This is a genomic window from Rhizobium terricola (assembly GCF_012927355.1).
Lineage (GTDB): Bacteria > Pseudomonadota > Alphaproteobacteria > Rhizobiales > Rhizobiaceae > Allorhizobium > Allorhizobium terricola.
In genome coordinates this window covers 911,951-934,848 of sequence record NZ_JABBGK010000002.1, presented here as the reverse complement: position 1 = coordinate 934,848, position 22,898 = coordinate 911,951, and the positions used below count along the sequence as shown (strand labels likewise).

24 protein-coding genes are annotated in these 22,898 nt (G+C 63.5%); 10 read left to right on the top strand and 14 right to left on the bottom strand.

Annotation, left to right across the window (positions count from 1 at the left end):
- Positions 1-22: 22 nt before the first annotated feature.
- The 8 genes from phnC to phnG all read right to left on the bottom strand — a co-directional run bounded on the left by phnC (position 23) and on the right by phnG (position 6,346).
- A complete protein-coding gene (phnC, locus tag HHL25_RS14370; protein ID WP_169592225.1) occupies positions 23-877 on the bottom strand; it encodes a phosphonate ABC transporter ATP-binding protein in 855 nt (284 codons plus the stop codon).
- A 122-nt stretch (positions 878-999) separates the two neighbouring features.
- The gene (locus HHL25_RS14365; RefSeq protein WP_169592222.1) at positions 1,000-1,614 is read right to left on the bottom strand and encodes a DapH/DapD/GlmU-related protein; all 615 of its coding nucleotides are present in this window, start codon (positions 1,612-1,614) and stop codon (positions 1,000-1,002) included.
- On the bottom strand, positions 1,611-2,318 hold the full coding sequence (gene phnL / locus HHL25_RS14360; RefSeq protein ID WP_169592219.1) for a phosphonate C-P lyase system protein PhnL: 708 nt from the start codon (positions 2,316-2,318) through the stop codon (positions 1,611-1,613). The genes HHL25_RS14365 and phnL overlap by 4 nt, the downstream gene beginning before the upstream one ends.
- 21 nt (positions 2,319-2,339) lie before the next feature.
- Entirely contained in the window at positions 2,340-3,116 is a 777-nt protein-coding gene (phnK, locus tag HHL25_RS14355; RefSeq protein ID WP_169592216.1) for a phosphonate C-P lyase system protein PhnK, read from the bottom strand.
- Positions 3,113-4,012, bottom strand: coding sequence for an alpha-D-ribose 1-methylphosphonate 5-phosphate C-P-lyase PhnJ (locus tag HHL25_RS14350; protein WP_169592213.1), 900 nt, complete (start codon positions 4,010-4,012; stop codon positions 3,113-3,115). The genes phnK and HHL25_RS14350 overlap by 4 nt, the downstream gene beginning before the upstream one ends.
- A gap of 142 nt (positions 4,013-4,154) precedes the next feature.
- Positions 4,155-5,264, bottom strand: coding sequence for a carbon-phosphorus lyase complex subunit PhnI (locus HHL25_RS14345; protein ID WP_169592210.1), 1,110 nt, complete (start codon positions 5,262-5,264; stop codon positions 4,155-4,157).
- Positions 5,265-5,267: 3 nt separating this feature from the next.
- On the bottom strand, positions 5,268-5,876 hold the full coding sequence (gene phnH, locus HHL25_RS14340; protein ID WP_169592207.1) for a phosphonate C-P lyase system protein PhnH: 609 nt from the start codon (positions 5,874-5,876) through the stop codon (positions 5,268-5,270).
- Positions 5,876-6,346 (bottom strand): phosphonate C-P lyase system protein PhnG, encoded by a 471-nt coding sequence (gene phnG, locus HHL25_RS14335; RefSeq protein WP_169592205.1) that lies wholly within the window; start codon positions 6,344-6,346, stop codon positions 5,876-5,878. The genes phnH and phnG overlap by 1 nt, the downstream gene beginning before the upstream one ends.
- 83 nt (positions 6,347-6,429) lie before the next feature.
- Between phnG and phnF the strand changes: the two genes are divergently transcribed.
- Entirely contained in the window at positions 6,430-7,167 is a 738-nt protein-coding gene (gene phnF / locus HHL25_RS14330) for a phosphonate metabolism transcriptional regulator PhnF (protein WP_169592201.1), read from the top strand.
- Between the two features lie 15 nt (positions 7,168-7,182).
- On the opposite strand, the gene HHL25_RS14325 is transcribed toward phnF, so the two are convergent.
- The 6 genes from HHL25_RS14325 to mepA form a co-directional block, all read right to left on the bottom strand.
- Positions 7,183-7,818, bottom strand: coding sequence for a 2,3-bisphosphoglycerate-dependent phosphoglycerate mutase (locus HHL25_RS14325; RefSeq protein WP_169592198.1), 636 nt, complete (start codon positions 7,816-7,818; stop codon positions 7,183-7,185).
- Positions 7,819-7,840: 22 nt separating this feature from the next.
- A complete protein-coding gene (gene dapB, locus HHL25_RS14320) occupies positions 7,841-8,665 on the bottom strand; it encodes a 4-hydroxy-tetrahydrodipicolinate reductase (RefSeq protein WP_169592195.1) in 825 nt (274 codons plus the stop codon).
- A gap of 8 nt (positions 8,666-8,673) precedes the next feature.
- Positions 8,674-10,467 carry an ABC transporter ATP-binding protein gene (locus tag HHL25_RS14315; protein ID WP_169592192.1) on the bottom strand — a complete coding sequence of 598 codons (1,794 nt, stop codon included), beginning with the start codon at positions 10,465-10,467 and terminating at the stop codon, positions 8,674-8,676.
- A 117-nt stretch (positions 10,468-10,584) separates the two neighbouring features.
- Positions 10,585-11,607 (bottom strand): glucokinase, encoded by a 1,023-nt coding sequence (locus tag HHL25_RS14310; protein ID WP_169592189.1) that lies wholly within the window; start codon positions 11,605-11,607, stop codon positions 10,585-10,587.
- A gap of 39 nt (positions 11,608-11,646) precedes the next feature.
- Positions 11,647-12,027, bottom strand: a complete 381-nt coding sequence (locus HHL25_RS14305) for a methylglyoxal synthase (protein WP_169592186.1) — start codon at positions 12,025-12,027, stop codon at positions 11,647-11,649.
- Positions 12,028-12,112: 85 nt separating this feature from the next.
- On the bottom strand, positions 12,113-13,186 hold the full coding sequence (gene mepA, locus HHL25_RS14300) for a penicillin-insensitive murein endopeptidase (protein ID WP_169592183.1): 1,074 nt from the start codon (positions 13,184-13,186) through the stop codon (positions 12,113-12,115).
- A 187-nt stretch (positions 13,187-13,373) separates the two neighbouring features.
- Here mepA and HHL25_RS14295 point away from each other — a divergent pair, with 187 nt between their 5' ends.
- From HHL25_RS14295 to HHL25_RS14255, 9 genes are all read left to right on the top strand, one after another.
- Positions 13,374-15,215: an extracellular solute-binding protein gene (locus HHL25_RS14295; protein WP_169592180.1), complete on the top strand. Its 1,842-nt coding sequence runs from the start codon at positions 13,374-13,376 to the stop codon at positions 15,213-15,215.
- 143 nt (positions 15,216-15,358) lie between these two features.
- Positions 15,359-16,453, top strand: a complete 1,095-nt coding sequence (locus tag HHL25_RS14290; protein ID WP_169592177.1) for a microcin C ABC transporter permease YejB — start codon at positions 15,359-15,361, stop codon at positions 16,451-16,453.
- A gap of 1 nt (position 16,454) precedes the next feature.
- Positions 16,455-17,597, top strand: coding sequence for an ABC transporter permease (locus HHL25_RS14285; RefSeq protein WP_169592174.1), 1,143 nt, complete (start codon positions 16,455-16,457; stop codon positions 17,595-17,597).
- Complete coding sequence (locus HHL25_RS14280) at positions 17,594-19,222, top strand: ABC transporter ATP-binding protein (protein WP_169592170.1); 1,629 nt, start codon at positions 17,594-17,596, stop codon at positions 19,220-19,222. Before HHL25_RS14285 ends, HHL25_RS14280 begins: the two co-directional genes overlap by 4 nt.
- A 13-nt stretch (positions 19,223-19,235) precedes the next feature.
- The gene (locus HHL25_RS14275; protein ID WP_169592167.1) at positions 19,236-20,198 is read left to right on the top strand and encodes a 2-hydroxyacid dehydrogenase; all 963 of its coding nucleotides are present in this window, start codon (positions 19,236-19,238) and stop codon (positions 20,196-20,198) included.
- A gap of 97 nt (positions 20,199-20,295) precedes the next feature.
- Positions 20,296-20,559, top strand: coding sequence for a hypothetical protein (locus HHL25_RS14270; protein ID WP_169592164.1), 264 nt, complete (start codon positions 20,296-20,298; stop codon positions 20,557-20,559).
- A gap of 138 nt (positions 20,560-20,697) precedes the next feature.
- Positions 20,698-22,002, top strand: a complete 1,305-nt coding sequence (gene pncB, locus HHL25_RS14265; RefSeq protein ID WP_169592161.1) for a nicotinate phosphoribosyltransferase — start codon at positions 20,698-20,700, stop codon at positions 22,000-22,002.
- A 128-nt stretch (positions 22,003-22,130) separates the two neighbouring features.
- Positions 22,131-22,601 (top strand): SRPBCC family protein, encoded by a 471-nt coding sequence (locus HHL25_RS14260; RefSeq protein ID WP_169592158.1) that lies wholly within the window; start codon positions 22,131-22,133, stop codon positions 22,599-22,601.
- A 114-nt stretch (positions 22,602-22,715) separates the two neighbouring features.
- Positions 22,716-22,874, top strand: a complete 159-nt coding sequence (locus HHL25_RS14255; RefSeq protein WP_169592155.1) for a hypothetical protein — start codon at positions 22,716-22,718, stop codon at positions 22,872-22,874.
- Positions 22,875-22,898 lie beyond the last annotated feature (24 nt).

The window sequence follows — 22,898 nt, the reverse complement described above, 5'->3', positions numbered from 1 at the left end:
CGGGCGTTCGATCGTCGTGATCTCAGGCCTCGGCGACGGCCAGGGCCTTGAAATCAGCGGATTGGGCAGCGGCTGCATTCGCAGCGGCCGGAATGCGGATGCTGGTCGACGTCATGCTCTCGTCGATGCCGGCGCCATGGCTATCGGCGCCGTAGATTTCCTGGACCGTCTCGGCGGTGAGTTCGTCCGGTGTGCCGTCGAAGACGACCCGGCCGCGCGCCATGCCGATGATGCGCGAGCAATAGTTGCGGGCGGTGTCGAGCGTGTGCAGATTGGTCATCACGGTGATGCCCTCGCGCTCGTTGATGTCCTTGAGCGCGTCCATGACGATCTTGGCGTTGAGCGGATCAAGCGATGCGATCGGTTCGTCGGCCAGCACGACCTTGGGACCCTGCATCAGCGCGCGGGCAATTGCGACGCGCTGCTGCTGGCCGCCGGACAGCGTGCCGGCCGGCTGCAATGCGGTCTGCTCGATGCCGAGCCGCTCGAGTGCGGCGATCGCCATCAGCCGCTCTTCGCGGGTGAAGATGTTGAGGATGCTGAGCGCGGTCGGGCGGTGGTTGAGCCGGCCGAGAAGCACGTTGGTCAGCACGTCGAGGCGGGGCACGAGATTGAACTGCTGGAAGATCATTGCGCAGTCGCGCTGCCAGTTGCGAAGGCCGGCGCCGCGCAGGGCGGACACCTCGACGTCGCCGAAGTGGATCGAGCCGTCGGACGGATCGACGAGACGGTTGATCATCCGCAGAAGGGTCGACTTGCCGGCGCCCGAGCGGCCGATGACCCCGACCATCTCGCCCCGCTCGATGTCGACATTGACACCGTCGACGGCGACGTGCTGGCCAAACTTGCGGGTCACATTCTTCAGCTGAAATCTCATCTCGGCTCTTTCGGCGTCATGTCAATCGATCGAGAATGGCTTTAGCGGGGGTCCATGAAGTGCCAATGTCAGATTTGTGTAGAATTTGTTAAATTGACCAAGCCGTTGAAATTTATTGGAAATCAGGAATACTTCGCGACGAATTCCGAAGCGTCGAGGGCGCGGAAATCGCCGAGAGCGGCGAACAGGCGCTCATGGTCCCAGTCCCACCAGGCAAGTTTTTCCATTCCCTCGGCCGTCTCGGCGGAAAAGCGCTCGCGGATCAGCCGTGCAGGTACGCCACCGACGATGGTATAGGGGGCGACATCACGGGAAACGACGGCCCCGGCACCGATCACCGCGCCGTTGCCGACGGTGACGCCGGGTAGAACGGTCGCGCCATGGCCGATCCACACGTCGTGGCCGATGACCACGCGGTTTTCGCGGCGCCAGGCAAAGAAGTCTGTTTCCATATCGGCGCCGTCGAAATAGTCGGCGGCACGGTAGGTGAAGTGATGCAGCGTGGCGCGCCACGTCGGATGATTGGTGGCATTGATGCGCACGGCCGCCGCGATGTTGGCGAACTTGCCGATCGTTGCGCACCAGATCGAGCCGTCCTGCATGATGTAGGAATAGTCGCCCATCTCCACCTCGTCGAGGCGGGTGCGTTCGGAGACTTCCGTGTAGCGACCGAGGGTCGCGTTCTTCACGCTGGCGGTCTCGTGGATGTAGGGTTCCAGTCCAAGCTTCTTGCTCATGCGGCGGCCTTTCGCGGCGAGAACTGCGAGACGTCGAGAATGCGGTCGGCGACCGCTTCACGCACTTCTTCGTCATGGAAGATGCCGAGAAGCGCGATACCGGCAGCCTTCTTGGCGCGGATCATCTCGACGACCACGGCGCGGTTTGCCGCGTCGAGCGATGCCGTCGGTTCGTCGAGCAGAAGAACGCGGTGGTCGGTGATGAAGCCGCGCGCGATGTTGACGCGTTGCTGTTCGCCGCCGGAAAAGGTCGCCGGAGGGAGCTGCCAGAGATCGCGCGGCAGGTTGAGCTTGGCCAGCAATTCGGCGGCGCGGGCGCGCGCCTCTTCGGCGACAACGCCACGGGCAACGAGCGGTTCGGCCACGACGTCGATGGTTGCGACGCGCGGCACGGTGCGCAGGAACTGGCTCACATAGCCGAGCGTCGTCCGCCGCACATCGAGCACCGACCGTGGATCGGCACTGGCGATGTCGATGATCCGTCCCTCATGGTCGATCAGGATCTGCCCGCTGTCGACGGCATAGTTACCGTAGAGCATCTTGAGAATGGAACTCTTGCCGATGCCGGAGGGACCGCCGAGAACGACGCATTCGCCGCTGGCGACGGAGAAGGACACGTTGGACACCACCGGGAGGCGGAGGCCGTCGCGCAGGTGCATGGTGAAGCTCTTGGAGACTTCCGAGACGACGAGGGGCGTTGCCATGGGTAATTCCTCTCCAGGCTGTCAGACTTGCAGGATCGAAGAGACGAGGAGCTGGGTGTAAGGCTCGCGCGGATCGTCGAGCACGCGATCGGTCAGCCCCTGCTCGATGACGTGGCCATCCTTCATGACCATCATCCGGTGCGACAGCAGGCGCGCCACCGCGAGGTCGTGCGTGACGACGATGGCGGAAAGCCCGAGGTCGTTGACCAGGCCGCGGACCAGGTCGAGCAGGCGCGCTTGCACCGAGACGTCGAGACCGCCGGTCGGCTCGTCCATGAAGACAAGGCGCGGGCCGGTCACCAGATTGCGGGCGATCTGCAGGCGCTGGCGCATGCCGCCGGAAAAGGCGCGCGGCTGATCGTCGATGCGGTCGGTGCTGATCTCCACCCGTTCCAGCCAGTCGCTGGCCGTGCTGCGGATATTGCCGTAGTGCCGGTTGCCGATGGCCATCAGCCGCTCGCCGACATTGGCGCCGGCCGAAACCGTCATGCGCAGGCCGTCGGCCGGGTTCTGGTGGACGAAGCCCCAGTCGGTGCGCATCAGGAACCGGCGCTCGGCCTCGCTCATGTGGTAGAGGTCGCGATAGGCTCCGTCCCGCATGTGGTATTCGACGGTCCCGGTCGTCGGCATGAGCCGGGTCGACAGGCAGTTGAGAAGCGTCGTCTTGCCCGATCCGGATTCGCCGACGATCGCCAGCACCTCGCCCGGCCAGAGCTCGAATGCGACATTGGAGCAGCCGATGCGCTTGCCGTAGAATTTGGAAAGGTCGCGGACCTTGAGAAGCGGCATATCGGTCATTCGGCGGCCTCCTTCGCGACACCCAGATGACCCACATGGCCATGCTCGCGCCGTTCTTCGCAGTGATCGGTGTCGGAGCAGACGAACATCCGTCCGCCCTTGTCGTCGAGGACGACCTCGTCGAGATAGACCTGCTCGGCACCGCAGAGTGCGCAGGGCTTGTCGAATTTCTGGATCTCGAACGGATGGTCCTCGAAATCGAGGCTGACTACTTCCGTGAAGGGCGGCACCGCATAGATGCGTTTCTCGCGACCAGCGCCGAAGAGCTGGAGCGCCTCCGACATGTGCATCTTCGGATTGTCGAACTTCGGCGTCGGCGACGGATCCATGACATAGCGTCCGGCGACCTTCACCGGATAGGCATAGGTTGTGGCAATGCGACCGTTCTTGGCGATGTCCTCGTAGAGCTTGACATGCATGAGGCCGTATTCCTCGAGCGCATGCATCTTGCGGGTTTCGGTCTCGCGGGGCTCGAGGAAGCGCAAGGGTTCCGGAATCGGCACCTGGTAGACGAGCACCTGGTTTTCCTGGAGCTTTTCCTCGGGGATGCGGTGACGTGTCTGGATGATCGTCGCCTCCCGGGTATGGGTGGTGACGGCGACATTCGCCACCTTCTGGAAGAAAGCGCGGATCGAGACGGCATTGGTGGTGTCGTCTGCCCCCTGGTCGATCACCTTCAGCACGTCGTCGGCACCGATGATCGAGGCGGTAACCTGCACGCCGCCCGTGCCCCAGCCGTAAGGCATCGGCATCTCACGGCTGGCAAACGGTACCTGATAGCCGGGAATGGCGATCGCTTTGAGGATCGCCCGGCGGATCATCCGTTTGGTCTGTTCGTCCAGATAGGCGAAATTATAGCTCGCCAGACCTGAATACTGCGAAACTTCCTGCGTCATCGGGCGTTATCCTGGATCAGAAGGGAGTGCTGGAAATGGAAATCAGTGTCATTCTCACGATCATCATCGCGGTCATGATCGCCACCACCGTCGGCAGTGCTTACTGGTTCAACGAGCAGAACCACGATTGACGGGTGCCGGGTCATTCGGCCGCCTCGGCAAGATCGCCCTGCTGGCGCTTCCGTGTCGCTTCGAACTCACCGCGCATGCGGCGAACCAGATCGAGTTCGGCCTGGAAGTCGACATAATGCGGCAGCTTGAGATGCTCGACGAAGCCTGTCGCCTGGACATTGTCCGAATGCGAGATGACGAATTCCTCGTCCTGCGCGGGCGCGACGATGTCCTCGCCGAATTCCGTGGCGCGCAGCGCCCGGTCGACCAGTGACATGGCCATCGCCTTGCGTTCGCTCTGGCCGAACACCAGTCCGTATCCCCGCGTGAACTGCGGCGGCGCCTTGGCCGATCCCTTGAACTGGTTGACCATCTGGCATTCGGTCACGCGAATGGTGCCGAGCGATACGGCAAAGCCGAGTTCAGCCACCTCTATCTCCACCTCGACCTCGCCGATCCGGATCTCGCCGACGAACGGATGCGTGCGGCCATAGCCGCGCTGGGTGGAATAGGCGAGTGCTAGCAGGAAGCCTTCGTCGCCGCGCGCCAGCGCCTGCAGTCGCGTGTCGCGCTCCATCGGAAACTCGATGGGTTCCCTCGTAATGTCGCCGGCGACGTGGTCCTCGGGCATGTCGCCGTCGGATTCGATCAGGCCCTCGCCGTCGAGGATGTCGGAGACCCGCATCACGGCTTCGCCCAGCGGTTCCTTGTGTACGGGTTCATTCACCTCGCCGTCGTCGAGCAAAGAGGTGTCGAGCAGGCGATGGGTGTAGTCGAAGGTCGGCCCGAGCAGCTGCCCGCCGGGCAGGTCCTTGTAGGTGGCCGAAACGCGGCGTTCGACCTGCATGCGGCCGGTCTCGATCGGGACCGAATAGCCGAACCGCGGCAGCGTGGTGCGATAGGCGCGCAGCAGGAAGATCGCCTCGATCATGTCGCCCCTCGCCTGCTTGACGGCAAGGGCTGCGAGCGCTCGGTCATGCAGCGAGGCTTCGGCCATCACCCGGTCGACGGCAAGCCCCAGCTGCTCGACGATCTGCTCGATCGAAAGGGCCGGCAGGGAGCGGTCCCCGCGACGCTTGTGGGCAAGCAGCCTGTGTGCATTGTCGATGGCGGCTTCCCCGCCCTTCACGGCAACATACATGGTTCAGACCTCCCTGGACGTGATCTTGCAGGTGCGCGGCAAGCCGAGCATGTGGCGTCCGGCGGTTAGGATGACGTCGACGCCGCGCGGAAAGAGGGCCCGGTTGTCGGACCATTGCCTGAGGAACATCTCGGGCAATCCCTGCGGTGCGATGCTCGCGGTGTCGCGGATGCCCGGACCTGTCAGAAGCAGCGGCGCTCCGCGATCGAGATTTGCGACTTCGAGAATGATCGTGGTCGACCTGTCCGGATATTCCTGCGTACCGGCGGCAAAGCAGCCGAAGGACGAAATCACGCTGCCGGCCTCGGCAAAGGCAAAGCGGGCCTCCGATTTCTCGCGCGTCAGCGGAGCGCCGGTGTGGAAGCCGATCCAGTCCGCGACCGTCGACTTGGCGAGCGTCGGCGTCAGCCAGACGGGCGTATCATGGTCGCAGAGCGTCAGCGCGATCGCGCCTGCAGCGGCCCCCATCGGCGCCGGTGGTTCGATCTCGGGAAGAATGGACTGGATCGTGCCCGGGCGGGCCAGGCAATCCATCATCATGCGGAAGACGCTTTGCGCCTGATGTACCGGCTCGGCGAAGCCGCCGGTGAGTGCCTCGATCTTCGGGTTCATCAGTCCTCTCCTCGTACCATGGTGAAGAAATCGACGCGGGTCGCGGCCGTTTCCTGTGCCTTGCGGCGGGCCTCGGCGGTTCGGCGGGCATCGGCCGGTTCGAGCAATTCGCGCTCGACCAGCGCGCGATGCGCCGGATCCTGCCACAGCGCAGCGAAGATCGCGGCGAGGCGGGCACGCTTGAGGTCGGCGCCCAACACATGGCCATGGCCGACGAGACCGCTGTCGAGCCGGACGGTTGCACGCGAGACGGTCGCCTCTCCGAGGTTGAACGGCGCACCGCCGCCGCCGATCCGGCCGCGCACCATCACGAGGCCGATCTCCGGCCCGCGCAGCATCTGCACCTCCGGCACGGTGTCGAGACTGTTCCAGACGCGGGTCAGATCCTCGGTCGTGGCGCGGGCCAGCAGGTCCACCACGCGTTTGCGCTCCGGTGCCGGGCTCGCGGCGATTTCTTCTCTTGCTTCCATTGTCAGGCCTCTAAATGTCTAGTAATATAGACAACCATACAAGTGACTTTATGGCTAGCAATCGGGCATGACAAGCGTGTGACATGATGGAGTTGAAATCAGTCGAAAGGCTCAAGGGCGTGGCGGTCTGGCGTCAGATCGCCGACCGGATCCGGGCGTCGATCGCCCGTGGAGACTACGATGCCAGTGGCATGGTGCCTCCCGAAACACAGCTGGCCGCGGAGTTCGGTGTCAATCGCCATACGGTTCGCAGCGCCCTGGCGGCCCTTGCCCAGGAGGGGATCGTGCGTGCCGTGCAGGGGCGCGGAACGATGATCGACCGCAAGGAAAAGTTCTCCTTTCCGATCGCAAGACGCACCCGTTTCACCGAGGGCATCGGTGATCAGGCCAAGGATCTCGAAGGGGTGCTGCTGGCCTCCGGCGTCGAGAACGCCGGTCGCGAGGTTGGCCGGTGGCTTGGAATTGCGCCGGAGGTGAAGGTCGTGCGGCTCGAAGTGGTCCGCAAGGCCGATGGGCGGCCGCTGTCGCGCTCGACGATCTGGTTTCCCGCTCTGCGTTTCGCCGGCATCGATGAGGCGTTCCGGCGTTCGGGCTCGATCACCCGGGCGCTCGGCGAGTTCGGGGTCGGCGATTACCTGCGCGCGACGACCGAGATCTCGGCCACCCATGCCGAACCCGACGATGTGGCGGAACTGGCTTTGACACCGGGCGCGATCGTTCTCGTGACGCGGGCGCTGAACACCGACATGGACGGTGTACCGATGCAATACGCGGTCACACGGTTTCCCGCTGACCGCGTCGAATTCACCATCAACAACTGACGGAGAAGGGGGGCGTCAGTGCGCGCCCGACATGTCGCCCAGGACTTCCTTCGACTTGACCGTCGAGTCCGGGTTGAGCTTGTAGACCATCGGCACGCCGGTCGCGAGGTTGAGCTTCAGGATCTCTTCCTTGGACAGGCGGTCGAGCACCATCACCAGCGCACGCAGCGAATTGCCGTGGGCGGCGACCAGCACGGCCTCGCCCCGCAGCACGCGCGGCAGGATCTCGGTCATGAAGTAGGGCCAGACGCGGGCGCCGGTATCGCGCAGGCTTTCGCCGCCGGGCGGCGGGACGTCGTAGGAACGACGCCAGACATGCACCTGCTCTTCGCCCCACTTGGCGCGGGCATCATCCTTGTTGAGACCCGAGAGGTCGCCATAGTCACGCTCGTTGAGCGCTTCGTCGCGAATGGTTTCGAGATCGGGCTGGCCGACATTGTCGAGAACGATCTGGCAGGTCCTCTGGGCACGCGAGAGTGCCGATGTGAACGCGATGTCGAACTTGATGCCGTAGTCGGCGAGCGCCTTGCCGCCGGCATTGGCTTCCTGCACGCCGAGCTCGGTCAGGCCCGGGTCCTTCCAGCCGGTGAACAGGTTCTTGAGATTCCATTCGCTCTGGCCGTGGCGCACGAGCACGAGGGTACCACTCATCGGAAAATCCTCCGCATTGATGTCAGATGGATGAAGACAACCCGAGCACGTCGAGCATCGAATAGAAACCGGGCTTCTTGTCGCGGGCCCAGAGTGCAGCCTTGACCGCGCCACGCGCGAAGATCGAGCGGTCGCCGGCGCTGTGGCTGAGCGTCACGAGTTCGCCTTCGCCGGCCAAGATCACCGAATGCTCGCCGATCACCGAACCGCCGCGCAGCGTGGCAAAACCGATCGAACCCGCCTCGCGGGCGCCGGTATGTCCGTCGCGCACCCGCACCGAGTTTTCCGCAAGGTCGATGCCGCGGCCACGGGCTGCCGCCTCGCCGAGCAGGAGTGCCGTACCGGAGGGCGCGTCGACCTTGTGCTTGTGATGCATCTCCAGGACTTCGATGTCCCATCCCGCGGCGTCGAGCGCGCGCGCCGCCTGCTGGACGAGGACCGAAAGCAGGTTGACGCCGAGGCTCATATTGCCGGACTTGACGATCCGGGCGTGTCTTGCCGCCGCCTCGATCGCCGCATCGTGTTCGGGAAGGCACCCGGTGGTGCCGATCACGTGCACGATACGCGCCTGCGCGGCAAGTCCCGCGTAGTCGGTGGAGGCCTGCGGCGAGGTGAAGTCGATCACGCCGTCGGCGTGGAGAAAGGCGGAGAGCGGATCGTCGCCGATGAGGATGCCGTTCTGTCCGAGCCCGGCGACCTCTCCCGCATCCCGGCCGATCAGGGGCGAACCCGGACGCTCCACGGCGGCATGCAGCGTCGCGCCGTCGGTGGCATCGATAATGCGGATGAGCGTCTGGCCCATGCGGCCACCGGCACCCACGACGACGAGTTTCATTGCATCCTGCATGGCGTTTCCTAGATGAAGTCGTCCGCAGCGGCTTTCGGCTGCAGTTGGTTCAGTCGAGCGTAGATGCCGTCCTGACGCTGCGCAAGGCTGTCATGCGTGCCTTCCTCGGCAATCGTGCCCGCCTGCATCACGATGATCTTGTTGGCCTTCATGATGGTCGACAGGCGATGCGCGATGACCACGACGGTGCGTCCGGTCATGGCCTTGTCGAGTGCCTTCTGTACCGCAGCCTCCGATTCCGTATCGAGGGCGGATGTCGCCTCGTCAAGCAGCAGGATCGGCGCGTTTCGGACCAGTGCGCGGGCGATCGACAGGCGCTGCCGCTGCCCGCCCGAAAGTGTCACGCCGTTCTCGCCGACCGGTGTGTCGTAGCCGAGAGGCTGGGCCTTGATGAAATCGTGTGCATAGGCAAGCCTTGCTGCCTCTTCGATCTCGGCATCGGTCGCTTCCGGCCGGCCGTAGCGGATGTTGTCGCGGATCGTGCCTTCGAAGAGGTAAGGCTGTTGCGAGACATAGGCGATGTGCTTGCGCAGCGAGGACTTTGTGACGTCCGCGATGTTCTGCCCGTCGATCAGGATTCCGCCGGCGCTGGGATCGTAGAAACGCGGGATGAGCGTGATGACCGTCGACTTGCCGGCACCGGACGGCCCGACCAGCGCGGTCGTCTTGCCGCCCTCCGCGACGAAGTCGATGCCCTTGAGCACGGCCTCATTGTTGCCATAGGCGAAGGAAACGCCGCGGAACTCGATCCTTGCCTCGCTGACGACGAGATCGGTCGCTCCGGGCTTTTCGCGCTGATGCGGCTGCATGTCGAGGATTTCGTAGATCATCCGCGCGTTGACGACGGCGCGTTCCATCTGCACCTGCAGCTTCGCAAGCCGTTTGGCCGGTTCATAGGCCATCAGCAGCGCAGTGACGAAAGAGAAGAATGCGCCCGGCAGCATGTTGCCATAGATCGACCGGAACGCGGCATAGGCAAGCACGCTGGAGATCGCGACGCCGGCAAAGGTCTCGGTGATCGGGGACGTCCGCTCGCTGAGCCTGGCAATCCGGTTCGAACGCTTCTCGGCCGCGTCGATCGTCGTGCCGATCTTGCTCTCGAGCGCGTTTTCCATCGTGAAGGCCTTGACGATCGCGATACCCTGAACCGTCTCCTGCATCGCCCCCAGCACATGGCTGTTGAAGATGATGGATTCCTTCGTCGCGCTGCGCAGCCGCTTGGAGATGTAGCGCAATGCATAAAGCAACGGCGGTGCTGCTACGAAGACGATCAGCGTCAGCATCGGGTCCTTGAAGATCATCACCCCGATCAGGGCGACGAGGCTCAGGAGGTCGCGCGCGGTCGAGGTGACGGTCAGGTTGAGGACGTCGCGGATGCCGTTGATGTTCTGACTGATCTGTGCCGCGAGGTGGGCCGAGCGCGACTCCGTGAAGTAGCCGAGCGACAGGGTCATCAGATGCGAGAAGAGGCGGCGCTGATATCGGGCGACGATGTTGTTGCCGATGTAGGAAAGCGTCACAGCCTGTCCGTACCCGGCAAAGCCGCGCAGCACGAAGGCGCCGAGGATCGATCCGCAGATCAGCCAGACGAGGTCGGCCCGCTTGTTGGCGAAGGCCTCGTTGACGACCGATTCCATGATCCATGCCGTGAAGGCGGTCGTCAGTGCCACTGTTGCAAGGCAGATGATGGCAAAGATGTAGCCCCGCACATGTTCGCGGCCGTTTTCCGCGATGATGCGCTTGAGGATCGCTGTCACGCTTGTGGAGCTGACCGGTTCGTGGTGTGTCCTGCTGGCGTTCAAATAAGGGCGTTCCCCGTGGAAATGGGCCGCGGCAGGTCCCTTTGGGCCGCGCTGGCCGCTCTATAGCCAGTCGGAACCCTTTTGGCCATAGTCATTCCGTTGCAGTCGAATCGCCAACTAGCCCCGCCAGCGCCGCCCCTCGACCGCCAAGCCGAAATTGCTCGGCGTCCGGGCGAAGGCGGCAAGGCCCGAAAGGGCGGCAAGCGGATGCGTCACGACGAAGGTCGGGATCGACCGCATCAGGGCGGAATGCGGCGCCTTGTCTTCGAAGGCGAGCCGGAATTCCGGACGCTTCAGCGCGGGGATGATCTTCTGCGAGATGCCGCCCGACAGGAAGACCCCGCCACGCGCCATGAAGATCAGGGCAAGGTCACCGGCGAGGCGTCCCAGATAGGTGACGAACAGGTTGATGGTTTCCGCCGCCTGGGGGTCGACACCCGAAAGGGCCGTGGCGGTGATGTCCGCCGGATTGGTGAATTTCGGCTCGACGCCGTCGGCGATGCAGACGGCCGTGTAGATGTTGACGATGCCGCGGCCGCAGAGCAGCTGCTCTGCCGAAATCCGTCCCTCGATCGGCGTCAGATGCGGGAAGATCGCGAAATCGCGGGCGCTGCGCGGGCCCATGTCGACATGGCCGCCTTCGCCGGGAACCGGGAACCAGGTGTGCTGGGCATGGACGAGACCGGCGACGCCGAGGCCGGTACCCGGGCCGAGCACCACGCGGGAGGCGATCGGGCTCATCGGATTGTCGCCGATTGTCTCCCGGTTTTCCTCCGAAAGCGAAGCCACCGCCAGCGCCTGGGCCTCGAAGTCGTTGACCACCATGACCTCGCTGAAGCCGAGGTCGGAGATCATCGCCTTCGGCCGAACCACCCAGTCGCAATTGGTGAGAGGGATCTCGTCGCCCTTGATCGGTCCGGCGATCGCGAGGATGGCCGAACGCGGCTGGACGGAGGTCTTGTCCAGCACTGTAGTCTGGATCGCCTCGTCGATCGTGGCGAAATCCGCCGTGTGCACGATCGGAAACTGCTTCGGCTCGGCATAGGCGTCGATCAGGATGGAAAAGCGCGCATTCGTTCCCCCGATGTCACCGATCAGGATGGGAAACGTCAGCTGGTCGTTGTCGATGGGCTTGGGCATGTCCGGTTCCGTTTCGGGCTGCGACTGTCGGAGGGCCTGTCAGTGCGCGTGCATGGTCATCAGGATTTCGGCCGTGGCGCGGTTGAGCGCCATCGGAATGTCGTAGACGGTCGCGAGCCGCATCAACGCCTTTACATCGACATCATGGGGCATGGATGTCAAAGGATCGACGAGGAAGATCAGCATGTCTACTTCGCCGGTGGCAATCAATGCCCCGATCTGCTGGTCACCGCCGAGGGGGCCGCTTTTGAGCCGCGTCACCTCGAGCTCCGGGCATGCGGCCTTGATCCTTCCGCCCGTCGTGCCCGTCGCGACGATGCGCCAGTTGGCAAGGGTCGACTGATGGCGGGCGGCGAAATCCGCCATGTCGTCCTTCTTCTGGTCATGGGCAATCAGGGCGATGCAGCGGGACGATGTCATGGGTGCCTGCCGGTTTAAATCGATTTGATTGCCTTCTAGCTCAGGACGGTCCGCTTGAAAAGCCCGCGATCGGCGCCGGCTCGGGTCAGTAGCCGGCGGGACGCGGAAGCGGTATCGGCACGATGTCCGGCAATTCCGGCGGCATCTGCGCCGAAATCGCGGGAACCGCGTCGTTCTGGGTCGCCGGTGCGGCGGCAAGCGCCGACACGAGGCCCTGATCTCCGCCGTAGGTGGCGGCCAATTCGCTGTCGGCGGCCGGTCCCTTCAGTACGGCCGTGCAGGCCTTCGGAAGGTCCGTGAGTTGCATCGGCCGTGGGGGCTTTGGCGGCGGCGCGTTCGGATCCTTCTTCGGCTTCGCCCATGGTTCGTCGGTGAACCACCATGCCAGCGACTTGTCGCAACCGTCTCCCGCAGGAACTGCAGCCTGAGGTTGGCACCCCTTGGCGCCCTGGGGACACTTGATGCGGATATGGAAATGGGCGTCGTGCCCGTAGATGGGCCTGACCTTTCCGAGTGCCGAGCGGTCGCCCGTCCAGGTGTCGCAGAGCTTCTTCTTGATCGCGGGATTGACGAAGATGCGCTCGACCTGCGGATAGCTCGCCGCCAGCATGATCAGCCTGGCATGGGCCGGCGTCCAGACCCGGTCGTCGACGGTGAGGAACTTGTTTTCCTTGAGCATGCTCGTGAAGGGCAGGTCTTCGCGCTGCTTGGCAGACAAGCGCTGGTTGGGCATCGGTGTGAGCCAGATGTCCGCGTCGAGCCCGATCTGGTGCGAGGCGTGGCCGGATAGCATCGGCCCGCCGCGCGGTTGCGACACGTCACCGATCAGGATGCCCGGCCATCCGACGCTCGGCGCATCCCGGGAAAACCGCTCGATCAGGGAGATCATCTGAGGATGGCCCCAGCGGCGGTTGCGCGAAAGCCGCATCGCCTGCCAGTTGGGCCCGTCGACCGGGATGGCGACCGCGCCGGAGATGCAGCCCTTGGCATAGGAACCGTAGGGGGCGGGTGCCGCGCGCACGGGCAGTTTCATGCCGCCGAACAGTTCCTTGGCCGGCCGGCTTTCGGCAAGCGCGCCATCGGCAACCGCGCCGATCAGGCCCGCCGCCACTGCAAGGCCCTTTGCCAGGCCTCTCCATCGTCCATGCGTCATCGTCATCCAGTCTTCCACCGCGGATAGGATCGCCCGCCTGTCCGCGGGTGATTTGCCAGAAAGATAGCCTGCAACGGGATTTTGGTGAATCCGTGTTTTCCGCCAATGCGCATCGCGGCCGTGGCGCCGTCTGTTTTTTGCCGCGGTTTTGCTTATTGTTCTCTCAATCCAGTAATTTTGTGGGGTGATTTGCATGGGGTTGTCGAGGGCGCAGGCGGGTTTGTTCCTGGCGTTTTTCCTGATTATTACCGGTCATGCGCCTGCCGCGCTTTCGGCAGACGAGCCGTTGCGTCACGGAGTGGCACTGTCGGGTGACGTGAAGTACCCCGCCGGCTTCGCCCATTTCGACTATGTGAACCCGGCCGCGCCCAAGGGTGGAGAGCTGAAGCTTGCCGCGACCGGTACCTTCGACACCTTCAATCCGATCCTCGAAAAGGGAGAGGCGGCGCCCGGGCTGAACCTGGTGTTTGACACGCTGATGAAGGATGCAGACGACGAGATCTCGACCTCCTACGGTCTGCTCGCCGAGGGCGTCTCCTATCCCGAGGACGTCTCGTCCGCGACCTTCCGGTTGCGGGCCGAGGCCAAGTGGGCGGACGGCAAATCGGTCACCCCGGAAGATGTGATCTTCAGCTTCGAGAAGTCGAAGGAACTCAATCCGCTCTACATGAGCTACTACAGGCATGTCGTCGCCGTCGAAAAGACCGGCGAACGCGACGTGACCTTCCGCTTCGACGAGAAGAACAATCATGAGCTGCCGATGATCCTCGGCCAGTTCCAGATCCTGCCCAAACATTGGTGGGAGGCGAACGGTGCCGACGGCAAGCCGCGCGACATCAACCGAACCACGCTGGAACCGGTGATGGGGTCCGGTCCCTTTCGCATCGCCGAGTTCAAGGCCGGCGCGACGGTTCGCTACGAGTTACGCGACGACTATTGGGGCAAGGATCTCAATGTGAATGTCGGGCAGAACAACTTCCGCTCGATTGGCTACACCATGTTCGGCGATCTCGACGTTCAAGTCGAAGCGTTCCGCTCGGGAAATTTCGACTACTGGATGGAGACCAAGGCGGCGCGCTGGGCGACGGCCTATGATTTTCCGGCCGTGAAGGATGGCCGGGTCAAGCGTGAGGAGCTGCCCAATCCCTTCCGCGCCACGGGTGTGATGCAGGCGCTCGTGCCCAACATGCGGCGCGAACAGTTCAAGGACCAGCGGGTCCGCGAGGCGCTGAACTACGCCTTCGATTTCGAGGAGATGAACCGCACGGTCTTCTATGGCGCCTACAAGCGCGTCGACAGCTTCTTCTTCGGCACCGAGCTTGCGTCGAAAGGCCTGCCGGAGGGGCGCGAGCTGGAAATCCTGAACGAGATCAAGGACAAGGTTCCGGCCGAAGTTTTTGAGACGCCATACGCCAATCCCGTCGGCGGCAACCCGCAGGCCCAGCGGGAAAATCTTCGCAAGGCGGTCGGCTTGCTGAAGGAGGCCGGCTACGAGATCAGGGGAGGCCGTATGGTCAACGCCAAGACCGGGGCGCCCCTCATTTTCGAGATCCTGCTGTCCAATCCGATGCTTGAGGTCGTTGCCGTTCCTTATGGCGAAGCGCTGCGCAAGATCGGCATCGAGGCCCGCGTCCGGACCGTCGACGATTCCCAGTATGCCAACCGTACCCGCAGTTTCGATTACGACATGACCTGGATCGTCTGGGCCCAGACGCTCAACCCCGGCAACGAGCAGCGCGACTTTTGGGGCTCGACCTCCGTCGATCGGCCCGGCTCGCGCAACTATGCCGGCATCGCCGATCCCGGCGTCGACGCCCTGATCGACAAGGTGATCTTTGCGAAGGGGCGTGACGAACTGGTCGCCGCGACGAAGGCATTGGACCGCGTCCTGTTGGCCCACGATTATGTCGTCCCGCTCTATTATGGCAGCACGGCGCGCATCGCCTATTGGGACAAGTTCGAACACCCGGCGGAATTGCCGACCTACGCGATCGGCTTCCCGACGGTGTGGTGGTCGAAAGCGGCCACGAAATGAGCCACGGGCTTTGCGCCCGGGCATCGAACGGATAGGAATGGGAGAGGCGAATCGGCGCCGCCGGAAGGAAATTGCGGATTGAGTGACGGAAACGGCATGACGAAGCTTCGGCATGGCATGAACCCGGCGGGAGCGGCGGACTGATGGGTGCTTATATCCTGAGGCGCCTTCTCCTGATGATCCCGACCATCGTCGGCATCATGGGCATTTCCTTCCTGGTGATCCAGTTTGCCCCCGGCGGCCCGGTCGAGCAGGTGATCGCCCAGTTGACCGGTCAGGGCGACGGGGCCGACCAGCGCCTGTCCGGCGGCGGCGACATGCTGAACCAGCAGTTCGCGGCCGACGACATGAACGCCAAATATCGTGGAGCCCAGGGGCTCGATCCGGAGCTCATCGCCAAGCTGGAAAAGCAGTTCGGCTTTGACAAGCCGCCGCTCACCCGCTTCCTCGACATGATGTGGAACTACATCCGCTTCGATTTCGGCGAGAGCTTCTTCCGCAACACCAGCGTGATCGACCTGATCGTCGAGAAGATGCCCGTCTCGATTTCGCTCGGGGTCTGGATCCTGATCTTTTCCTACGCGATCTCCATCCCGCTCGGCATCAAGAAGGCCGTCGAGGACGGATCGCCCTTCGATGTCTGGACGTCGGGCGTCATCGTCATCGGCTATGCCGTGCCGAGCTTCCTGTTCGGTATCCTGCTGATCGTGCTCTTCGCCGGCGGGTCCTTCTTTGACTGGTTCCCCTTGCGCGGCCTCGTCTCCGACAATTTCGCCGAGCTTTCCTGGTGGGAGAAGATCATCGACTACTTCTGGCACCTGACCCTGCCGCTGATCGCGCTGTCGCTCTCCGCTTTCGCCACCACGACCTTGTTGACCAAGAATTCCTTCATCGACGAGATCAAGAAGCAGTATGTGGTGACCGCGCGCGCCAAGGGACTCGGCGAGCGCCAGGTGCTCTATGGCCACGTCTTCCGCAACGCGATGCTGATCGTCATCGCCGGCATTCCCGGTGCCTTCATCTCGGCCTTCTTCACCGGTTCGCTCTTGATCGAGAACATCTTCTCGCTCGACGGCCTCGGCCGCCTCGGCTATCTCGCGGTCGTCAATCGCGACTACCCGATCGTCTTTGCCACCCTCTACATCTTCTCGCTGATGGGGCTGGTCGTCGGCCTGGTCTCCGACCTGATCTACACCTGGATCGATCCGCGCATCGACTTCGAGCGGAGGGACGTCTGACATGGCTTTGGTCGACGCTGTGCCCGCCGAATCTCCGGCAATCCGCAAACCGTGGCTGTCGCCGACGAACCGGCGGCGGCTGGAAAACTTCAAGGCCAACAGGCGTGGCTACTGGTCGTTCTGGCTCTTCCTGGTGCTGTTTGTCCTTTCGCTGTTTGCAGAGTTCATCGCGAACGACAGGCCGCTGGTCGCCTCCTACAAGGGAGAGATCCTCTTTCCCGTGGTGGTCGACTATCCGGAAGAGAAGTTCGGCGGATTTCTCGCCGTCACGGACTATCGCTCGCCCTTCATCGCTGACGAGATCAACGCCAATGGCTGGATGATCTGGCCGCCGATCCGTTACTCCTACCGCACCGTGAACTCGGAAATCCCGCATTCGGCACCGACCGCGCCCTTCTGGCTGATGGGCAAGGAGGAGCGTTGCGCCGCCTATCCGCTGAAGGCGGAAGATCCGGGATGCATCCTCGGCAACCTCAACTGGCTCGGCACCGACGACCAGGCCCGCGATGTCGCCGCGCGCATGATCTACGGTTTCCGCATCTCGGTTCTCTTCGGCCTCGTGCTGACCATTGCCTCGGCCGTGGTCGGGGTGACCGCCGGCGCCATCCAGGGCTATTTCGGCGGCTGGACCGATCTGCTGATGCAGCGCTTCATCGAGATCTGGTCGTCTATGCCGGTTCTCTACATCCTGCTGATCATCGCCGCGATCCTGCCGCCCGGCTTCTTCGTGCTGCTCGGCATCATGCTGCTCTTCTCCTGGGTGAGCTTCGTCGGCATCGTGCGTGCCGAATTCCTGCGCGCCCGTAATTTCGAATATGTCAACGCCGCCCGCGCCTTGGGCGTCGGCAGCTGGACCATCATGTTCCGCCACCTGCTGCCGAACGCCATGGTCGCCACCCTGACCTTCCTGCCCTTCATCCTGTCGGGCTCCATCACCACGCTGACCTCGCTCGATTTCCTAGGCTTCGGCATGCCCCCCGGCTCGCCGTCGCTCGGCGAGCTCATCGCCCAGGGCAAGCGCAATCTCCAGGCGCCCTGGCTCGGCCTGACCGCGTTCTTCACCATGTCGATCATGCTGTCGCTGCTGATTTTCGTCGGCGAGGCGGTGCGCGACGCTTTCGACCCGCGGAAGACCTTCCGATGAGTACACCCCTTCTCTCCGTGCGGGATCTTTCGGTTGCCTTCCACCAAGGTGGCAAGGAGACGCTCGCCGTCGATCACATCTCCTTCGACATTGCCCCCGGCGAAGTCGTCGCGCTGGTCGGCGAATCCGGCTCCGGCAAGTCGGTCTCGGCCTCCTCGATCCTCAAGCTGCTGCCCTATCCGTCGGCGAGCCATCCCTCGGGCCAGATCCTGTTCGAGGGGCGCGACCTGATGACGGCGTCCGAGCGCGACCTGCGCGCAGTTCGCGGCAACGACATCACCATGATCTTCCAGGAGCCGATGACCTCGCTCAATCCGCTCCACACGATCGAGAAGCAGATCGGCGAGATCCTTGCGCTGCATCAGGTCGTCAGTGGCGGGGCGGCCCGCGAGCGCACGCTCGAACTGTTGCGCCAGGTCGGCATCCGCGATCCGGAAAAGCGCCTGACGGCCTATCCCCACGAGCTGTCCGGCGGCCAGCGCCAGCGCGTGATGATTGCCATGGCGCTTGCCAACCGCCCCAAGCTCCTGATCGCCGACGAGCCGACGACCGCGCTCGATGTCACCGTTCAGGCCCAGATCCTCGACCTGCTGCGCCAGCTGAAGGCGGAGCACGGCATGTCGATGCTGTTCATCACCCACGACCTCGGCATCGTGCGAAAATTCGCCGACCGGGTCTGCGTCATGACCAAGGGCAAGATCGTCGAAAGCGGACCGGTGGAAACGATCTTCTCCGATCCGCAGCACGACTACACGAAGAAGCTGCTCGGCTCGGAACCGCGCGGTGAGCCGCCGCCGCTCGATCCGGCGAAGCCGATCGTCATGCAGGGCGACGACATTCGCGTCTGGTTTCCGATCAAGGCCGGCTTCCTGCGCCGGGTCGTCGATCACGTCAAGGCGGTCGACGGCGTCGACATGGTGCTGCGCGCCGGTCAGACGCTCGGTGTCGTCGGCGAGTCCGGCTCCGGCAAGACGACGCTCGGCCTGGCGCTCGCCCGGCTCATCTCGTCGATGGGGCGGATCAGCTTCATTGGCCAGGACATCGACAAGTATTCCTTCGCCGAAATGCGCCCATTGCGCGATCGGCTGCAGATCGTCTTCCAGGATCCCTTCGGTTCGCTGAGCCCGCGCATGTCGGTGGGCGAGATCATTGCCGAAGGCCTCAAGGTGCATGAAAGAGCGCTTTCCGCCGACGAGCGCGATGCGCGCGTCTGCTGGGCGCTCGACGAGGTGGGGCTCGATACGGCAACCCGCTGGCGCTACCCGCACGAGTTCTCCGGTGGTCAGCGTCAGCGCATTGCAATTGCTCGCGCAATGGTCCTTAAGCCCCGTTTCGTCATGCTCGACGAGCCGACCTCGGCGCTTGACATGACCGTCCAGGCGCAGGTCGTCGACCTGCTGCGTGACCTACAGAAGAAGCATGATCTGGCCTATCTCTTCATCAGCCACGACCTCCGGGTGGTCAAGGCGCTCGCCAACGAGGTGATCGTCATGCGCGCCGGCAAGGTCGTTGAGCAGGGGCCGGCTGCCGACATCTTCCACGCGCCCAAGGCCGACTATACCCGCGCCCTGATGGCCGCAGCCTTCAACCTCGAAGCCGTCGAAATCGGCGGCGTCAGCCAGTAACGGATCCTGAGCCATGTCCGACCGGAATGCCGTCGTCATCGACCTGAAATTCGCACGCCCGAGCGTCGTCGCGGCTCTGAAGGGCGCTTTTGCAGGTCGCACCGTCATCGACATGGCCGAGCCGGAGAATGCGGGCAGGGATCTGTCCGGCGTCTCCTATGCCGTCGTATGGAAACCCGATCCCGCGCTCTTCGAGCGTGCGGCGGATCTCAAGGTGATCTTCTCCGGTGGTGCCGGCGTCGATCAGATCCTCTCGGCCTATGAATTGCCTGACCTGCCCGTCGTGCGCTTCGTTGACCGTAGTCTGACCGATCGCATGAGCGAGTGGGTGGTGCTCCAGTGCCTGACCCATCTGCGCTGGGCGCTGCCCTATGGACGCCAGCAGCGCGTGCGCATCTGGGACGAGTTCTCGCCCCAGCCGGAGGCGCGCGACGTTACCGTCGGCGTGATGGGGCTCGGCGTGCTCGGGCAGGATGCCGTCGCCAAGCTGAAGGTCATGGGCTTCAATGTGGTCGGCTGGTCGCGCCGCAAGAAGGAGATTGCCGGCATCGAGACGTTTGATGCCGCCGGCCTCGATGCTTTCCTCGCCCGGACCGACATCCTGGTCGGCTTGTTGCCCCTGACCGAGGAAACGCGCGGCATCTTCGATGCGCGTCTCTTTGCCCGGCTTCGCCAGGGTGGTGCCCTGGGCAAGCCGGTCTTCATCAATGCCGGCCGCGGTGGCAGCCAGGTCGAGACGGATATTATTGCGGCGATCGAAGGCGGCGTGCTGGGGGCGGCCTCGCTCGACGTGTTCGAAAAGGAGCCGCTCGATGCGGCAAGTCCGCTCTGGGCACTCGAAAACGTGATCATCACGCCGCATGCCGCGGCCGCGTCCGATGTCGCGGCGCTTTTCCGCCATGTCGAGGCTCAGATGGAGCGGCTCGAATCCGGAAAGCCGCTGGAGCATGTCGTCGATCGGGCCGCCGGTTACTGAGGAACTGAGCGCTCTTCATCGGAACCTTCCGCCTTCCCTTCCGTTGACCCGCAGATGCGGCTCGGACGAGCTGCTGCGGAAAACAGGGAGAAGCCCGATGAACAGCCGATTTGACCTGCCGGATGCAACGGACCGTCGTACCCGTGGCCTGCATCCCGAACCGATGACCCCGACCGAAGCCCGGCAGGGTTTTCGAGGGCGCCCCGTTCTCGTGGTGTTGCTGGTCGGTATCCTTCTTGCCTTGATCGCCTGGATTCCGGCCGAGTGGTGGGGCAATGCGATTGCGCCGGACGATCCGTCCAACCAGCCGGTGGAAAACGTGGCACCGTCTCCGGCGGAGAATTCCAACGTCCAGCGTTGATCGCCGGCTTTGGATGTTGACCAGCTATGGACTTTGGAATGTGAATTCCGGATAAGTGACAGCTTGAAACGGCGGGGGAATGCCCGGCCATTTGAGCGGCACCAAGAATAGGCCGCGACTTGCAGGGCAGTCACTTCGATGACCAAGACCGACATCGCGACGAGAGTCTTCAATCACAGCTGGAAGCTCGATCCGATCATTCGCAGCCTCATCGATACCGACTTCTACAAGCTGCTGATGCTGCAGATGATCTGGAAGCTTTATCCGGACGTCGACGCGACCTTCACGCTGATCAACCGCACGAAGACGGTGCGGCTTGCCGAGGAGATCGACGAGGCGGAGCTTCGCGACCAGCTCGATTTCGCCCGCACCCTGCGTCTGACCAAGAAGGAGGCGATCTGGCTCGCCGGTAACACCTTCTACGGCACCAAGCAGATCTTCGAACCGGAATTTCTTGCCTGGCTCGCCAATTTTCAGCTGCCCGAATACGAGCTTTCGAAAAAGGACGGTCAGTTCAGTCTCCATTTTTACGGCAAGTGGATGGAGACGACGATGTGGGAAATCCCGGCTTTGGCGATCATCAACGAGATGCGGTCGCGCGCCGTATCCCGCTCGCTCGGCCTTTTTACGCTCGACGTGCTCTATGCCCGCGCCAAGGCCAAGATGTGGGCCAAGGTCGAACGGCTACGTGAACTCCCCGGCTTGCGGATTTCAGACTTCGGTACCCGCCGCCGTCACAGCTTTCTCTGGCAGCGCTGGTGCGTCGAGGCGTTGAAGGAAGGCATCGGGCCGGCCTTCACCGGTACGAGCAACGTGCTCCTGGCCATGGATTCCGACCTCGAAGCCGTTGGCACCAATGCGCACGAACTGCCCATGGTCACGGCTGCCCTTGCCCGCAACGACCAGGAACTCGCCGAGGCCTCCTACAAGGTCCTGGCCGACTGGAAGCGTCTCTATGGCGGCAACCTGCTGATCGTGTTGCCGGATACATTCGGCACGGCCGCCTTCCTGCGCAATGCGCCGGAATGGGTGGCCGACTGGACGGGTTTCCGCCCAGACAGCGCGCCGCCGATCGAGGGCGGCGAGAAGATCATCGCCTGGTGGGAAAAGATGGGTCGCGATCCGAGGCAGAAGTTGCTGATTTTCTCCGACGGGCTCGATGTCGATGCGATCATTGACACCTACCGGCATTTCGAGGGGCGGGTGCGCATGAGCTTCGGCTGGGGCACCAACCTTACCAATGATTTCGCCGGCTGCGCGCCGCGCGAAATCGAGGGCCTGAAGCCGATTTCGCTGGTCTGCAAGGTGAGCGAGGCGAACGGCCGGCCGGCGGTGAAGCTCTCCGACAATCCGAAGAAGGCCACCGGCGATCCGGCCGAGGTCGATCGCTACCTCAAATTCTTCGGCACCGAGGACCGCGTCGAACAGGCCGTCTTCGTCTGAGTGCCGCGCCCTTCGCAAGCGTCCCTTGCGATCCGCGTGCCGCTCTGTAAGCTGTTCGTCAGATAGCTGTCGATCAGCCCGGGGAGGGGCCGTGCGGCAGCCGATACGCACCGGGGAGGAACGACATCATGGACATGAGTGGCAGCGAGCGGATCGAGGCGCCGGTCGAGACGGTGTGGCAGGCATTGAACGATCCGGAGATCCTGAGACAAGCGATCCCCGGCTGCGAGAGCCTGGAGAAGACATCCGACACGAACATGACCGCGAAGGTCGTCTTGAAGATCGGTCCGATCAAGGCGAAGTTCGAGGGCGCCGTCGAGCTGCAGAACCTCAATCCGCCGCATTCCTACACGATTGCCGGTGAAGGCAAGGGTGGCCTCGCCGGCTTCGCCAAGGGCGGCGCGGACGTCTCTCTTGCCGCCGACGGTGCGGATGCGACGATCCTGACCTATACGGTCAAGGCCGAGGTCGGCGGCAAGATCGCCCAGCTCGGCTCGCGACTGATCGACTCGACCTCGAAGAAACTCGCGGGCGAGTTCTTCTCGAAGTTCGGCGAAATCGTCGCCGGTGGGGCCGGCGACGATGCTGCCGCCTCTTGAGGCTTGAGGGGTTTTGGCCCCTTGTCTTTTTTATGACAGCCCGGCGCAAGCCAAGGCGCGTCTAACTGCCCCGGAAGACGCAAGCCGAATCGGCACCATGAGGGGACTGATACGATGACCAATGAACCGGATCACTTTTTCGAGCAGCAGGATGCAGCGATCAAGCATCTGATCGTCGAGAACAAGGGTGACGAGCTCACCGATATTCTGGTGGCGGCGCTGAGCGACGTCCTTGATCTTCTTCGCGACGAAACGGTCGACACCATTCACTGAGCGCCGTGTCGGTGCCGAGCCGGC

Coding starts and splice junctions, on each gene's coding strand:
- phnC (WP_169592225.1), bottom strand. CDS start 877: ATGAGATTTCAGCTGAAGAATGTGACCCGCAAGTTTGGCCAGCACGTC.
- HHL25_RS14365 (WP_169592222.1), bottom strand. CDS start 1,614: ATGAGCAAGAAGCTTGGACTGGAACCCTACATCCACGAGACCGCCAGC.
- phnL (WP_169592219.1), bottom strand. CDS start 2,318: ATGGCAACGCCCCTCGTCGTCTCGGAAGTCTCCAAGAGCTTCACCATG.
- phnK (WP_169592216.1), bottom strand. CDS start 3,116: ATGACCGATATGCCGCTTCTCAAGGTCCGCGACCTTTCCAAATTCTAC.
- HHL25_RS14350 (WP_169592213.1), bottom strand. CDS start 4,012: ATGACGCAGGAAGTTTCGCAGTATTCAGGTCTGGCGAGCTATAATTTC.
- HHL25_RS14345 (WP_169592210.1), bottom strand. CDS start 5,264: ATGTATGTTGCCGTGAAGGGCGGGGAAGCCGCCATCGACAATGCACAC.
- phnH (WP_169592207.1), bottom strand. CDS start 5,876: ATGAACCCGAAGATCGAGGCACTCACCGGCGGCTTCGCCGAGCCGGTA.
- phnG (WP_169592205.1), bottom strand. CDS start 6,346: ATGGAAGCAAGAGAAGAAATCGCCGCGAGCCCGGCACCGGAGCGCAAA.
- phnF (WP_169592201.1), top strand. CDS start 6,430: ATGATGGAGTTGAAATCAGTCGAAAGGCTCAAGGGCGTGGCGGTCTGG.
- HHL25_RS14325 (WP_169592198.1), bottom strand. CDS start 7,818: ATGAGTGGTACCCTCGTGCTCGTGCGCCACGGCCAGAGCGAATGGAAT.
- dapB (WP_169592195.1), bottom strand. CDS start 8,665: ATGCAGGATGCAATGAAACTCGTCGTCGTGGGTGCCGGTGGCCGCATG.
- HHL25_RS14310 (WP_169592189.1), bottom strand. CDS start 11,607: ATGCCCAAGCCCATCGACAACGACCAGCTGACGTTTCCCATCCTGATC.
- HHL25_RS14305 (WP_169592186.1), bottom strand. CDS start 12,027: ATGACATCGTCCCGCTGCATCGCCCTGATTGCCCATGACCAGAAGAAG.
- mepA (WP_169592183.1), bottom strand. CDS start 13,186: ATGACGATGACGCATGGACGATGGAGAGGCCTGGCAAAGGGCCTTGCA.
- HHL25_RS14295 (WP_169592180.1), top strand. CDS start 13,374: ATGGGGTTGTCGAGGGCGCAGGCGGGTTTGTTCCTGGCGTTTTTCCTG.
- HHL25_RS14290 (WP_169592177.1), top strand. CDS start 15,359: ATGGGTGCTTATATCCTGAGGCGCCTTCTCCTGATGATCCCGACCATC.
- HHL25_RS14285 (WP_169592174.1), top strand. CDS start 16,455: ATGGCTTTGGTCGACGCTGTGCCCGCCGAATCTCCGGCAATCCGCAAA.
- HHL25_RS14280 (WP_169592170.1), top strand. CDS start 17,594: ATGAGTACACCCCTTCTCTCCGTGCGGGATCTTTCGGTTGCCTTCCAC.
- HHL25_RS14275 (WP_169592167.1), top strand. CDS start 19,236: ATGTCCGACCGGAATGCCGTCGTCATCGACCTGAAATTCGCACGCCCG.
- HHL25_RS14270 (WP_169592164.1), top strand. CDS start 20,296: ATGAACAGCCGATTTGACCTGCCGGATGCAACGGACCGTCGTACCCGT.
- pncB (WP_169592161.1), top strand. CDS start 20,698: ATGACCAAGACCGACATCGCGACGAGAGTCTTCAATCACAGCTGGAAG.
- HHL25_RS14260 (WP_169592158.1), top strand. CDS start 22,131: ATGGACATGAGTGGCAGCGAGCGGATCGAGGCGCCGGTCGAGACGGTG.
- HHL25_RS14255 (WP_169592155.1), top strand. CDS start 22,716: ATGACCAATGAACCGGATCACTTTTTCGAGCAGCAGGATGCAGCGATC.